Annotated in this window: 8 protein-coding genes and 2 pseudogenes; 5 read left to right on the top strand and 5 right to left on the bottom strand. The window is 58.6% G+C overall.

The window, feature by feature from the left end:
• Positions 1 to 90: 90 nt before the first annotated feature.
• Both GRI62_RS09740 and GRI62_RS09735 read right to left on the bottom strand, forming a co-directional pair.
• Positions 91 to 2,448, bottom strand: coding sequence for a hybrid sensor histidine kinase/response regulator (locus GRI62_RS09740; protein WP_131453176.1), 2,358 nt, complete (start codon positions 2,446 to 2,448; stop codon positions 91 to 93).
• Complete coding sequence (locus GRI62_RS09735) at positions 2,445 to 3,896, bottom strand: ATPase domain-containing protein (protein WP_234032839.1); 1,452 nt, start codon at positions 3,894 to 3,896, stop codon at positions 2,445 to 2,447. Before GRI62_RS09735 ends, GRI62_RS09740 begins: the two co-directional genes overlap by 4 nt.
• Before the next feature lie 283 nt (positions 3,897 to 4,179).
• On the opposite strand from GRI62_RS09735, the pseudogene GRI62_RS14730 reads away from it, so the two are divergent.
• A pseudogene (locus GRI62_RS14730) lies at positions 4,180 to 4,697 on the top strand (IS6 family transposase); the annotation flags it as partial.
• Positions 4,698 to 4,718: 21 nt separating this feature from the next.
• On the opposite strand, the gene GRI62_RS09725 reads toward GRI62_RS14730, so the two are convergent.
• Positions 4,719 to 6,953 carry a putative bifunctional diguanylate cyclase/phosphodiesterase gene (locus GRI62_RS09725; protein WP_131453174.1) on the bottom strand — a complete coding sequence of 745 codons (2,235 nt, stop codon included), beginning with the start codon at positions 6,951 to 6,953 and terminating at the stop codon, positions 4,719 to 4,721.
• Between the two features lie 293 nt (positions 6,954 to 7,246).
• On the opposite strand from GRI62_RS09725, the gene GRI62_RS09720 reads away from it, so the two are divergent.
• The 4 genes and pseudogenes from GRI62_RS09720 to GRI62_RS09705 all read left to right on the top strand — a co-directional run.
• Complete coding sequence (locus GRI62_RS09720; RefSeq protein ID WP_131453173.1) at positions 7,247 to 8,374, top strand: ATP-binding protein; 1,128 nt, start codon at positions 7,247 to 7,249, stop codon at positions 8,372 to 8,374.
• Positions 8,371 to 9,099, top strand: coding sequence for a response regulator transcription factor (locus GRI62_RS09715; protein WP_131453172.1), 729 nt, complete (start codon positions 8,371 to 8,373; stop codon positions 9,097 to 9,099). The genes GRI62_RS09720 and GRI62_RS09715 overlap by 4 nt, the downstream gene beginning before the upstream one ends.
• Positions 9,100 to 9,128: 29 nt before the next feature.
• On the top strand, positions 9,129 to 9,509 hold the full coding sequence (locus GRI62_RS09710; protein ID WP_267904456.1) for a BLUF domain-containing protein: 381 nt from the start codon (positions 9,129 to 9,131) through the stop codon (positions 9,507 to 9,509).
• A 185-nt stretch (positions 9,510 to 9,694) separates the two neighbouring features.
• A pseudogene (locus tag GRI62_RS09705) lies at positions 9,695 to 10,056 on the top strand (DDE-type integrase/transposase/recombinase); the annotation flags it as partial.
• On the opposite strand, the gene GRI62_RS09700 reads toward GRI62_RS09705, so the two are convergent.
• Positions 10,043 to 11,224, bottom strand: a complete 1,182-nt coding sequence (locus tag GRI62_RS09700; protein WP_131453170.1) for a PepSY-associated TM helix domain-containing protein — start codon at positions 11,222 to 11,224, stop codon at positions 10,043 to 10,045. The pseudogene GRI62_RS09705 and the gene GRI62_RS09700 overlap by 14 nt on opposite strands.
• Entirely contained in the window at positions 11,224 to 13,311 is a 2,088-nt protein-coding gene (locus GRI62_RS09695; protein ID WP_199799923.1) for a TonB-dependent receptor plug domain-containing protein, read from the bottom strand. The genes GRI62_RS09700 and GRI62_RS09695 overlap by 1 nt, the downstream gene beginning before the upstream one ends.
• Positions 13,312 to 13,390 lie beyond the last annotated feature (79 nt).

Below are 13,390 nucleotides of genomic sequence, written 5' to 3'. Positions count from 1 at the left end.
GCAGTTGGCATCACCTGTATGTCCAAAGACGCGGGATCGAAGAACTGCGTGACCCGGATTTGCTGCATCCCCCTCTTACGGCGGACCGTTCTACGGTTGCCCGACAGTCGATGCAGTGACTGCCAGCATGCTTTCCAGCTCATCGGCACGGAAAGGTTTGGTGAGCCGCGCGACGTCCGAAGGCAAACCTTCAAGGTCGGCATATCCCGAGACGATCAGAACCTGGATCGTGGGCAATCTGGACCTGACCTCCGTCACCAGTTCAGTGCCGGTGATACCGGGCATCAGGTGATCGGTAACCAGCAGGATGGGTTCGAGGCCTTGTGCGATAAGTTGCAGTGCTTCCTCGCCCGAGCCAGCTTCGACCACCTCATATCCCATGTCGGAAAGCATGTCCGCGGTACTGAACCGCACGAGAAACTCGTCGTCGACAACCAGCGCGATGCCCCGTCCAGCGCGCTCGCTGGCTTTAGGCTCTTCCGGCTTCACCACTGTCGGCGTGGCGCTGACAGGAAGCCACAAAGCGATCTCGGTCCCCTCGCCAGGCTGGCTTTCAATGGTCAGCGTTCCGCCAAGCTGAGCGGCCAGGCCGTGCACCATCGACAGGCCGAGCCCGGTTCCCTTCCCGATACCCTTGGTCGAAAAGAACGGCTCGACAGCGCGGCGAAGCGTTTCCGGGTCCATTCCGGTGCCGGTGTCGCTGACGGACAGGCGGACATAATCACCGACCTTCAGGTCGGCTATTTCGTCAGACCCTGCCCGTTCGAACGACGCGCCGATCCGAAGCACCCCACCATCAGGCATGGCGTCGCGCGCGTTCACCGCAAGGTTCAACAATGCCATCTCGAGTTGATTGGGATCCGCCGTCGCCGGCGGCACCGCAGCTTCCGCGTCAACGGAAACCTTGATCTTCGGGCCGGTCGTGCTTTCGATCAGGCCCGCCATGTTCTCAACCAGCTGAACGACATCGACCGCCACGGCTTGCAGCGGTTGCCGCCTGGCAAAGGCCAGCAAGCGCTGGACGAGTGTCCGGGCCCGGTCCGCAGACTGGATGGCACCATCGATCAGCCGCTGTTCGCGCTCGTTCCCGACGCCCTTGCGTTTGAGCATGTCGAGAGAGCCGACGATCGGGGTGAGAAGATTATTGAAGTCATGCGCGACGCCGCCTGTCAGACTTCCCATCGCTTCCATCTTCTGGCTCTGACGAAGTGCGTCGCGCGCCGCATCTAGCTCGGCTTCCCTGGCCTTGGCGAGGCTCAGGTCCCGGCCGACCGCGATGAAATTCACCCCGTCGGGTTCGGGCGCGACAGTCCATTCGATTGATTTCCACCCGCCATCGCTCGTCGCGATCCGGTTCTCGAACCGCGCGGGCTGGCGTGTTTCTTCCATCGTCCCGATGGCAGCAAGGGTCGCAGCTTCATCCTCGGGGTGCATGAAGCTCGCATAGCCCCGGCTGAGCAAGTCCTGTTCGGACCATCCGAGCACATCGGTCCATGCCGGGCTTACAGCCGACATCATGCCTGAATAGTCGGCCCGCGCGAGCATGTCCTGCGACAGGTTCCACAGCCGATCCCGCTCTGCCGCGCGCGCTGCAACCTGCTGCTCCAGCGTATCGTTCAATTCCCGCAAGCGTTGTTCTGCCAGACGGCGCGCGCTGATGTCGTTGAACAGGATGGCGATGCGCTGGCTGTCTGCGTCGCTTACGCGAAAGGCGTAAACGTCAAACCACCGGCCAAGCGCGTCGGAGCCGCTTTCGAAACGGCGCGGTTCTCCGGTCGCGGCGACGTGGCCGTACGTCTGGTACCAGTGTTCCTCGAGCATGGGCGTTGCTTCGCGCAGCCAGTTGCCGATGATATCTTCGGTAAAGCCGCTCTGGCGATAGAATGCCGGGTTTGCCTCAATGATGCGATAATCGATCCGGCCCTGATCATCCGCCTGGTTCACTTCCGCGACGCAAAAGCCCGCCTCGATGGATTCAAACAGTGTGCGATATTTTTCCTCACCTTCACGCAGTGATACCAGGCGGGCGCGGGCGTCGTATTGCCGCCGGCGACCTCTGACTGCCGCCCGGGCCAGACTGACAAAAGTCGTCGGATGAAAGGGTCGCTCGAGAAAGGTGACGTTTCCCAGGAACGCGAGATGGCGAGCCGCGGCGGGGTTGCGCTCCAGTCCACCGCCCTGGTTCGTCAGCAGGATAAACGGCAGATCGGACCATTCCTCCTGCTGTGCCAGCCACGCGCTAAGTGGACGCAAGTCGGCTGTGGCGATGGCCTCCTCGGTAACGACGACGAAACCCGTCTCGTCACCGAGCTCGGCGACCAGCTCGGTTAGCGAGTTGACCGTCCGGGCTGCGATCCCCGACTCGCCGAGCATGTTCTCGGCGATTGCTGCGTCGCGTCCGCGTGGCGCAAGGACAAGCGCTTCGTCTGACACCTTCGATTGCTTCACGCATCCTCGCGCTTCATCAGTTCATCCTCGCCGACAATCCGGGGCACGCCGCGCAGGATACCCTGGAAGCCCGACAGTGGCTGGCCCAGCGTCAAACCCTTCTTGCCGATCTGGTATTCACGGATCGTGTCCTCGTGGAAACCCGCCCTTTTCTTGATGACGGAGATCGCCCGGCGGACCCGGCCCAAGGCCTCGAAATAGCGTAGCAGCAACACCGTATCGGCGATGTAGGTCAGATCGACGGGGCTCTTCATCTCGCCCATCAGGCCGTGTTGCGCCACTGTAAGAAAGGTCGTGGCGCCCTGCCGGTTGAGATACTGCAACAGTTCGTGAATGTGCAGGATCAGGGCGTTTTCGCCAGTCATCGCGGCCTGGTAACCGTTGAGACTGTCGATCACGATCGTCCGTGCGCCATGCAATTCCACGCACCTGCGGACCCGCTCGGAAAACTCCCCCGGAGTGAGTTCGGCCGCGTCGACCTGTTCCAGCACCAGGCGTTCGCTCGCGAGCAGCGGTTCAAGATCGATGCCGATGCCTTTGGCGCGTTCGATCAACAGCGGCAATTCTTCATCGAACACGAACATGGCGGCACGTTCGCCCCGCTCCGAAGCGGTCTTGATGAAGGTAAGGGTCAGCAATGACTTACCCGATCCTGCAGGACCAAGCAGCAGGACGCTCGACCCGCGATCGACGCCGCCGCCCAAAAGTGCATTCAATTCCGCGGAATCGGTGCGCAAGAGTTCCTGGTCGAAGGCGCGCTTGTGTTCGGCTGACACGAGCCGGGGGAACACCTGCACACCGCCGTGCGCGATCGCGAAGTCGTGATACCCCCCGCGAAACTTGCGGCCGCGATATTTCAGAACCCGCAGGCGACGGCGTTCCGGGCCGTAATCAGGGGCCAGTTCCTCCAGCCGCACCACGCCGTGCGCGATCGAATGAACCGTCTTGTCGTTGGCCTCGGTGGTCAGATCGTCAAGCATCAGCACCGTCGCGCCGCTGCGCGCGAAATAGTGCTTCAGGGCAAGGATTTGGCGTCGATAGCGTAGCGAACTTTGTGCCAGAAGCCGGATTTCGGACAAACTGTCGACGACGACCCTGGTAGGCTGCACCCTTTCGAAAACGTCGAAAATGCGTTTCGTCGCTTCACCGAGTTCGAGATCCGACGAATACAGGAGACTCTGCTGCTGATCCTCGTCCAACAGGTTTTCTGGTGGGACCAATTCGAAGATGTCGAGCCCGTCGACAGACAGATCGTGCGATGTCGCACTCCCCTTCAGTTCGTCCGCAGTCTCCGACAAGGTGATGTAGAGGCACTTTTCGCCCTGCGCGATCCCCGCGAGCACGTATTGCAAAGCGATCGTGGTTTTTCCCGTGCCAGGTTCCCCTTCGAGGAGAAATACCCGCCCCCGCTCTAAGCCTCCACCGGTAACATCGTCCAGTCCGACAATGCCGGTCGCGGCACTTGATAGGGTAGGTTTCGGCACTGCGCGTCTCCATTTGCCGGCCAGAGGAAGGTCAGCATAAATAGGGACCTAGGCGACGACAGGAATGTTCGCAAACCAGAAAACCTAGGCTTCCCGTCCCTCGAGCGACGGCCGATGAGGCAGCACTTTGTCCTGTCAGAGCAAATGCATCTACTAGCGATACGCGACCGATCAGCTAGAGGCGCGGCGCATGCCAAGACCTCGCAAACCAGCCAGCCCGTTCCGCTAATTCAACTCGTCACCCGAGGTGATCCGCTTGGTTGTGATGATGTACGTCCGGTTCCCACTGAGCCTGCGGAACGTGGAAGACCTGCTGTTCGAACGCGGGATCGACATCAATCACGAGACGCTGCGCCACTGGTGGAACAGGTTCGGCCCGATGTTCGCTGCCTATGTGCGTCGCCAGCGGGTGAGCCGAATGAAGGGCTTTCGCCAATGGAAGTGGCATCTCGACGAGGTCTACGTGAAGATCAACGGCGAGATGCATTACCTTGGTGAGCGGTCGACCAAAAGGGCGAGGTGCTAGAGAGCTACGTCACGAACACGAGGGACACGAAAGCTGCGCTGCGGTTCATGAAGAAGGCGCTGCGACGCCACGGCTCACCGACCGAGATCACGAGCGATGGCCCACGGTCCTACAAGGCAGCGATGACCGAACTGGGCAATGCCAATAAGCAGGAGGTGGGACGCTGGGCCAATAACCGGGCGGAGAACAGCCAACTGCCATTCCTACGACGAGAACGGGCGATGCTACGGTTCCGACAGACCACTTGCTGTAGGCGCTGCCTAGGCGGCCTCCTGGCGTAATGCCTGTATCTTGCTCAACTTAAGAAGCTTAAGCCTGCAGGGCGTTTCGGCGGGGCTGAATAGGAACCCTTGGCCGTAATTGCAGCCCATCTGCAGAAGGAGTTGCCGTTGCTCCTCGGTTTCAATCCCCTCAGCGATCACCTCTTTGCCCAAATTCTTTGCCATCCCAATCAAGGCTTGCACAATCAGTCGCGACTGGTGCTCCGAGCACATCTTCTGAATGAAGCTTCCGTCGATCTTCACCTTGTCGATTGGAAAGTCTCGAAGGTGCGAGAGCGACGAAAATCCCGTCCCAAAGTCATCGAGGGCAATCCGCATTCCTGCTGCGCGGAGCTTGGACAGTACTCCTTGAACGGTAGCGCCATCGTTGACGAGGAGCATGGTTTCCGTAATCTCAAGCGTAACGTGTCTGGGCGAAATTTTTTGCGAGTTCAGCATGCCCAGAAGGCGGTCGGAAAAATCGCGGCTTAGAAGGTCCGCCTCAGTGGCGTTAAGGCTGACGTATTGGGCATCGGGTTGCGCCTCCTGAATCGCCGGAAATTCCTTGCAAACCAACTCTATCATCCGGTCACTGATCTCGCGGGAGAGGATTGGATCGAGGATTGCGGGCAGGACTTGTGTCGCAGTTAGCTGCTCGCCAGAGCGTGTGTTCAACCGCATGAGAGCTTCGAAGCCTACCAATGTGTTGTTCGAAAGAAGAACGATAGGCTGATAGCCAGCGAAAAGCCGATCCTCACTCAGCGCATTGCGAACCAAGCCGATCGCTTCCTGCCGCAAACGGTTTTCCCTCTCCAAGCTAACGTGATAATGATGGGTGCGGCCAGGCTCCCTCGCCTTGCCATGATACAATGCCAAGTCCGCCCGGCGCAAAAGCTCGCGTGCAACGAGTGACTCTCCGCTTTGTGCGAGACCGCAGGTAGCGCTGACGGCAACATTTCGACCAGCGATTGCAACGTCCTTCGAGACGGCACGGATTAGATCATCACCAATTGCCGTGGCGTCCTCCGCAGACGCACCCATCGCGGTGATTATGGCAAACTCGTCTCCGCCCCAGCGGGCAACTACGGCGTCGGTTGATACGGCTGCAGTTATCCTGGAACTGATTTCCTCGAGCACGACATCTCCCACCAAGTGTCCAAAAGTGTCGTTGATGTCCTTGAAACCATCAAGATCCAGGAGAAGCACAAAGAAGTTACCCCCTGACTTACGGTGTGATCGCAGCCGCTCGCCAAGGTGACGATCGAATGCCTGGCGATTCAGCAAGTTCGTGAGCGAATCGTAGTCAGCCGCACGTTCGAGCGCCATCTGTGAATGGTAGGCTTGGGTCACGTCATGAAGTATGCCTACAACCCGCGCAGGACAGTCGGCCCGGGCCTCGAGGTATTCACCAACAATCTTGATCCGCTTTCGTTGACCTGACCGTGTGACAATATGGGCTTCGATATTTGAGGAGCCGCGGTTTTTGACAACTTCCTCCAAGGCTTTCTCGACCAATGGTCGATCCTCGGGCGAGTACAGATCCAATGCAGCGTCTAGGCAGGTTGCCCCGCCTTCTGCAACATCGAGGATCGAAAGGCTTTCGTCCGAATAGGCGAGCCGGCCAGATTTCGGCTCGAGCTCCCAAGAGCCTATTTTGGCCACTCGTTCAGCCTGAGCAAATAGGCGATTGGATTTGGCCAGACTGTCGGAGCGTTCACTTAGGTGTGCTGTGAGATAACAGGCTTCGAGCCGCTTCTGATGGGCCTCCAGCAAATCCTCCACGATGTTCCCGAAAGGCCGAAGCTTGGCGTGGTGACTCTCGTCGAAAAAGCCGGGGCGCGGATCTGCAAGGCACAAGGTTCCCAAAAGTACCCCATCGTGAGTGGTGATGGGCTGTCCAAGATACGATCGGATATACGGTCCACCGATCACCAATGGGTTGGCGCGAAATCGATCATCCTCAAGCGCGTCGGAAATCATGAAGGTGCGTCCCGCCTGAATTGCGTGACTGCAAAACGAGATTTCACGAGGCGTCTGGCAAATATCTACACCTGTCTTGGCAAGAAACCACTGGCGATCAGAATCGACTAGACTGATCAGAGAAATTGAGCACCCGAAGAGTTGTGTGCAGAGCGATGTAATCCGTTCGAAGCACTCCTGTCGCGGCGTATCGAGAATTTGCAACGCGTGAAGAGCGTCTACGCGCGCTGCGTCTGATTCACATTTGGCTGGCATTTGGGACCTCCGAATGCTGCGGATAGGATCTTCCGCTAAAGCCTCGGTGAACCTCGCGTTTGTCTTTTCACGATGTTCGGTGTAAACGGAAAATTAGAAACTTCTTCGAAACGTACCCGTCGGCGAGGCCGGCTTGTGCGTCAGGATTTCAGACGACGGTCAGCGATACGAGCCGATCACCAAAACGGATTTGCTTCATGACTTTCGCGGCGCCGGCCATGCAGGCGAACCGTCGCCTCAACGCAAAGCATACGCAGAATTGAGGCGCGAATTTTTATAGGGCAGCCAATATAATGGCAGACCAAAGTATAATATTATCAGAAGAATTTAGAAAAATATATGAGAAAGCGCCTGGTATAATTGCGGCAACAAACGGCCCAAACCATGTTTTTTCGTATGCTAATGAGTCTTACAAAAGCTTGGTGGGTCGAGCTGATTTGGTCGGCAAGCGTGTCAGGGATGTATTACCTGAGATTCAAGCTCAGGGAATAGTAGATTTGCTGGACCGGGTGTTCAGTACTGGCGAACCCTTCGTGGGCACCAAGATGCCAATGGACTTTAATCTGAGCGGAGAGGTGCATCCGACACGTCGTTACGTCAGTTTCATCTATCAGCCTGTGCGCGAGGCGAGCGGCGAAGTTTCTGGCCTGTTCTGCGAAGGTTATGATGCTACGACCGAAGTGATAGCCACTGCGCGACTGGTGGCAATCCAGGACGAATTCAGTCACGTAGCGCGTGTCAACGCGATGGGGATGATGGCCGCGACTCTGGCCCACGAACTCAACCAACCACTCGCTGCCATCTGCGCCTATGCCAGTGCAAGCCGCAGGCTTGTATCTCAGGGCAGGAATGTAACCGCCCAGTTGATGGACGCGCTTCAGTCTATCGACGATGCCGCCCTCCGAGCGGGAAGCATTATTCAAACAATGCGCGATCACACTAAGCGCGGGGAAACAACTAGAGCCGGGTTTAATCTCAGGTCCGTCGTCAGCGAGAGCGTTAAGTTGGTACGGGCAGGCGGCTGCTCTTCAGGCAAAGAATTCGAGGAGGAGGTTCCTGCAGACCTTTCCGTTCATGGCAACCGAACACAAATTCTCCAAGTTCTTGTCAATCTCAACCTAAATGCATGTGACGCGAGCAGCGAACATCGACGCAATATCATTCTCATCTCGGCCTGGCGCAGCGGGCCGAGTGTCATCGTAAGTGTCAAGGACACGGGTCAGGGTCTGACCGCCGGTTCGGCCCGGGATGTCTTCACCTGGGTCGAGACCGACAAGGAGGGTGGAACTGGTCTCGGGCTGGCTATTTGCCGCTCGATCCTCGATGCGCATGACGGACGTATTTGGCTTGAAGACAGCCGATCGACAGGCAGCGATTTCCGATTTTCTGTTCCGGTTGGTCCGGCAAGGCACGAGAGATGAATTCGTTATCTGACGCTGCAGCGGATCGCGCGGACGTCTCCGCAGCTTTCGAAACGAAGTCGCACGATGGTCCGGAGATGAAACCAGTTTATATCGTCGACGATGATAGCATGGTCCGCAGGGCGCTTTTTTTTGCGCTCACGGTGGGGGGGTTTAATCCTCGATCATTTGCGTCGGGATTAGATTTTTTAAACGAAGTTGCCTCACTCGCAAACGGATGTGTTCTGCTGGACCTTCGGATGCCGGAGATCGACGGGCTGGAAGTTCTTAGGAGACTTAATCAGAAGAAGGACTCGTTGCCTGTTGTCATCATCACCGGCCACGGTGAGATTTCCAATGCGGTAGCCGCGATGAAGCTGGGCGCGTTCGACTTTCTTGAAAAGCCCTTTGACGACACTGAGCTTTTCGAGGTGCTCGATCTCGCTTTCGAAGGGATCGCGCTTGGCAATAAAAATCCATCGTTAGCTGATGCGATTGATCGTGTAAGTCGCCTGACCCGTCGCGAATACGAGGTTTTGCAGGGCCTGCTATCCGGATATTCGAGTAAGCAACTCGGCCGTCAGTTCAACATCAGTCATCGTACTGTCGACGCGCATCGGGCAAATTTAATGAACCGTCTCGAAGCGAATTCTTTCGCGGAAGTGGTTAGATTCGCAATTCTCGCGGGTGTCGTGCCGCTGCTCCAGAATGGTTATACTGTTCGAAACCCGGAATCTGAATCTTGAAGACGAATCCGGAGATTAGCTTGCTTTACGTGAGCAAGAGCTTGACACCCTCCCAATTGGCCAGTTCGATGGCTGCAACCTTAGTTGAGCAGTCCTGCGCCCGCAACAAGGCGATGCAAATTACCGGGTGCCTACTGTTCGATGGAGATTGCTTCGCGCAGCTTCTTGAGGGGCGTGAAAATGACGTGAAGCTCCTTATGTCAAGTATCGGGCGCGATAAGAGGCACACAGAGATACGTGTTCTTGAGCGTCGTTTCTTACAAACACGGCGATGCGCGCAATGGTCACTTGGCTATTTTGGCCCGTCCCGGCTTATCCATCGTGTCATCCAGCGAACGATGGACGAACCGACGTCCCAAGTCGCCATGAGAGACCTCACGGAGCTAATGATCGGCTTTGGAAATGAGTAAGGCGGTTATGTCGACGAGGTACGGTCCCAAAACGGCACTAATCCGCCTAATGCACCAGCAAGCGAAACCCATCTGATCGGAAAGGGCAGGGACATCTCCAGACTTCGAAAGGCAGCCGCCGGTCCTGTCAGAGCAAACGCACCCGCTGGCGAACGCGCCTGATCAGCTAGAAGCGCGGCCATGCCATCAATTGCGAGATGCATTACCTTAGCGAGCGGTCCACCAGGAGGTTGAGGTGCTCGAGAGCTACGTCGCGAAGAGCAGAGACAAGTAAGCTGCGCTGCGTTTCATGAAGAAGGCCCTCAGACGCCACGGCACACCGGCGGAGATCACCACTGACGGTCTTCGCTCGTACCAGGCAGCGATGACCGAGCTCGGCAACACCACCAAGCGGGAGGTGGGACGCTGGGCCAATAACCGGGTGGAGAACAGCCACCTGCTATTCCGACTTCAAGAACGGGCGATGCTACGGTTCCGACAAATGAAGTCGCTACAGAAGTTCGCCTCGGTGCACGCCAACGTACACAAGCACTTCAATCTCGCCCGCTCTTACCAGTGTCCGGCGCCTGCTCGCGCAGAGGTGTTGAAATCTCACGCCGCTTCCTTCCGCTTTTCTTGCGTCGTCGGCGCCACCACAAGCGATAGCCGGTAAAGCACAGATACGCGGTCACGATGCCGGCCAGCGTCACGATCAAACGTCCGACCAGTCCGAAGGCGTGCCCCGAATGAAGAGCGTATTGCCAGACGAAGAACGCGTCGCCATCGCTTGTTCCAGCGTCGTGTCGCTCGGCGGTTACCCGGCCCGTTTGCATGTCGACGTATGTCCACAAGCGGTCCTGATTATCGACATCGCGCTCGTCGAAAGTGCGCACCGCATAGAGCCCGACTTCGGGAAGGAGCCGGAGACTGTGAAGGAGACGGCGATCGTCGGTCGCGGCGGCTATCGCGGCTTCGAGAGGGATGGGGTTGGTCGGCGGGGCGCGTTGCTCCAGCGTATAGTGCAGGCGATCGCTGATCGGCGAGACGATTTGCACAATCTCGCGGCTTTCCATCGGGAAGGACAGCGTCACACCCGTAAGGGCGAGGACTGCGCTTACGGGCCATAGCCAAACACCGCCCGCCCGGTGTCGGTCCCATAATTGGCGCAGCGATCCGGCATGGCCGCCGACGCACCACGCGCTCAGCCAAGTCTTCAGCCGGGGAAAGGCGAGCGGAAGCGAAAGGAAATGATCGATCAGCCAGGCGAGCGAAACGAGCCCAACGAAGATCATTCCGGCTTCGCCCATTAGAAGATCGGTATGGAGACCATACAGCAGGTCCGGAATTTGGTGGCGGTGCAGGCTCACCTTGCCGCTCTCACGCCATCCCGCGAACGCACCGGTGCCCGGATCAGCGAATACCTGCACCGGTCGTGAGGAGCCGTCCGCCAGGGTCTGCCTGCCCAGCAACCAGTGATTGCGATCCGGTTCCCTTGAGATAAGGATGTTGCTGGGCTCGAAGCCGGGCAGAGCGACCCGAGCATTTGCCACAAGGTCATCGATCGAAGCAGGCGAACCGCGCGAAATCTCGGCGATACGCAAGTCCGGATTCAGCAACCCATCGATCTCGTCATACCAGGCGATCGCGCTGCCCGTGATAGCAAGCAGAAACAGCCACGCCCCGCCGAGGATCCCGAACCAGCGATGCCAGAGCCGGAAGGCGGGGCGCGGGCGCATCAGAAGCGGAAAGACGCACCGAGACGGATGTTGCGACCCGGTTCGTTCACGCCGCGAACGATCTCGTAGTCCGGGATCGCAGTGTAGTCACCGACGCTGGCATGCGCGATGTATGTCTGATCGAACAGGTTGTAGACTGCTGCGAGCAGTTCCAACCTATCCGTCCGGAAGGGCCGCCAGCGGGCGAAAAGATCGACGGTCGTGTAGCCAGGTTTGCTGATGAACTGGGTCGAGGGCACGTAATCCAATTCCGCGTCGCGGAACAGCACTTCGAGATCGTCGACGCGTTCGAACCTCGTCAGGCTCGCTACCAGAGCGACATTGCGCGACGGATCGAAGGTTGCGCTGATGTTCCACTGGTCGCCGAGCGTATTGCCGAGCGCGAGGTGCTCGTAGCCGTTGACGGGCGCGCCGTTCAGTTCGGGATTATAATGATTGTAGAACGCGCTGACGCCGAACGCGCCGGTCCGATATCCGGCCCTGATCTCGAAACCCTCCGACCGGAAATTACCGACGTTCTCGTAGAAGGTGTTGTTCTGAAGCGGCGTGGCCGTGCGATCGCGATAGAGCTGGTCGAGAATAACGTCCGCGATCTCCATCCGGTAATACGCTGCTGAAGCATACAGGCCATTGCGGTCGTAAGCGAGGCCAGCTTCGATATTGTTGACCTGCTCGGGTCGAAGGCCAGGCTGGAGAATTGCCCAGGCGGCGTTGTGTTCGAGCGTGAAGGCATCGCCGATCTCCTTGCCCCGGAACGCCTCGGCATAACCTGCGTTCGCGACCAGACCCGGCAAGATCTCGTAGTCCGCACCGATGTTGAACGAGACGCCGTCGCTGACCAAACCGCCACCGTAAGTGACGAGCTCTAGATCGTAGCGGTCAAAGCGCGCACCGAAACTCACGAGCAGCTGATTGGACACCTGCCAGCGATCCTGCGCGTAGATACCGACCAGTTCACCCTCTTCCGAGAAACTGCCGATGGCCGGGTCCCAGGCCCAGGGTTGCCACATCGCTGGATCGGCGAGATAGGCACTGGTCACGCTGTCATTGCGATACTCGACCCCTGCCGTCAGGTGGTGCGCACCGAGGGCAGCGTTCACCCGGGCGTCGCCGCCCCAGTTTTCGATCCTCGCCCCGTAGAGCCCCCAACGGTCGAAACGGTCGAGCTCGAATTCCGCCTTCGACCAGTATGCGGTCAATTCGACACCGATATGACCGCCCGCGTCGTAGCGGTAATTGCCGATTACCGTGCGGCGCTTTGCTTCAGCGGGAAATAAGGTGTCGCCTTCGAGCACGGGCCAATTGGGCCGCGCGCCGAATTCGCCGGTCTCGTCGCGCTGCTCGTAGCTGAGCGAGAAATCGTGCCCGATGCCGACATTGCCCCCGAGCTTAACGAAACCGACATTCTGTTCGGCACCGCTTCCCGTAACGAGGTTGCCGTCGCCATCCTCGTAAGGATCGCGGTTCTGATGAACGTAGGACGCGATGATACCGACATCGCCGGCGATCCTGCCATAGCCAGTGGCTGACAGCTTGTAGCCCTCGTTGGAGAACCAGCCCGCGCGCACGATGCCCCCGATATCGCGCCCCGGTTCAAGCAGATCGACGGCGTCGCGCGTGCGGAAGCGAATGGCGCCGCCGATCGCACCGAACCCCGATGTCGCCTCGCCGGCACCGGTCTGGACGTCGACGCTCTCGAGCAGTTCGGGTTCGACCGAGACGCGCCCCACGTGGTGGAAGAGCGTTCCCTGGATCTGCGCACCATCGATCGAGATGTTGAGCTGCGCATCCTCGAGGCCGCGAACGTAAATCTTTTCGGCAATACCTATCGCACCGCCGACGGAAACCGACGGCGTGCGCCGGAACAGATCACCCAGATTGTTCGCCTGCGTGATCTCGATCTCGTCGCGATTGATTGCGGAATCGGTCAGCTTGCCCACCACCACGATCGCGTCGCCTTCGCCGTCATCGTCGCGCGGCTCGACCGCAACGCGATCGCTGTCCTCTTGCACGACATCCTGTGCGGCCACCCCGATCGGACACGACAGCGCGGCGGCGGCAAGAAGGCCCGCCCTGATACTGATCATTGAATATTCCCTCATTTTCTTGGTGCTCTAGAAGGCCGCAAAAGCGGACGGCTCGACGTGACGAAATCTGGTTTGGTTG

The sequence above is a fragment of the Aurantiacibacter arachoides genome (genome assembly GCF_009827335.1).
GTDB classification, from domain to species: Bacteria; Pseudomonadota; Alphaproteobacteria; order Sphingomonadales; family Sphingomonadaceae; genus Alteraurantiacibacter; species Alteraurantiacibacter arachoides.
Note: the sequence above shows the minus strand (reverse complement) of the source record. Positions and strands in the feature narration are given on the sequence as shown.

What these genes read in the sequence shown, in the direction of transcription:
- GRI62_RS09725 (WP_131453174.1), bottom strand. Translation starts at nt 6,953, where the DNA reads ATGCCAGCCAAATGTGAATCAGACGCAGCGCGCGTAGACGCTCTTCAC.
- GRI62_RS09720 (WP_131453173.1), top strand. Translation starts at nt 7,247, where the DNA reads ATGGCAGACCAAAGTATAATATTATCAGAAGAATTTAGAAAAATATAT.
- GRI62_RS09715 (WP_131453172.1), top strand. Translation starts at nt 8,371, where the DNA reads ATGAATTCGTTATCTGACGCTGCAGCGGATCGCGCGGACGTCTCCGCA.
- GRI62_RS09700 (WP_131453170.1), bottom strand. Translation starts at nt 11,224, where the DNA reads ATGCGCCCGCGCCCCGCCTTCCGGCTCTGGCATCGCTGGTTCGGGATC.
- GRI62_RS09695 (WP_199799923.1), bottom strand. Translation starts at nt 13,311, where the DNA reads ATGATCAGTATCAGGGCGGGCCTTCTTGCCGCCGCCGCGCTGTCGTGT.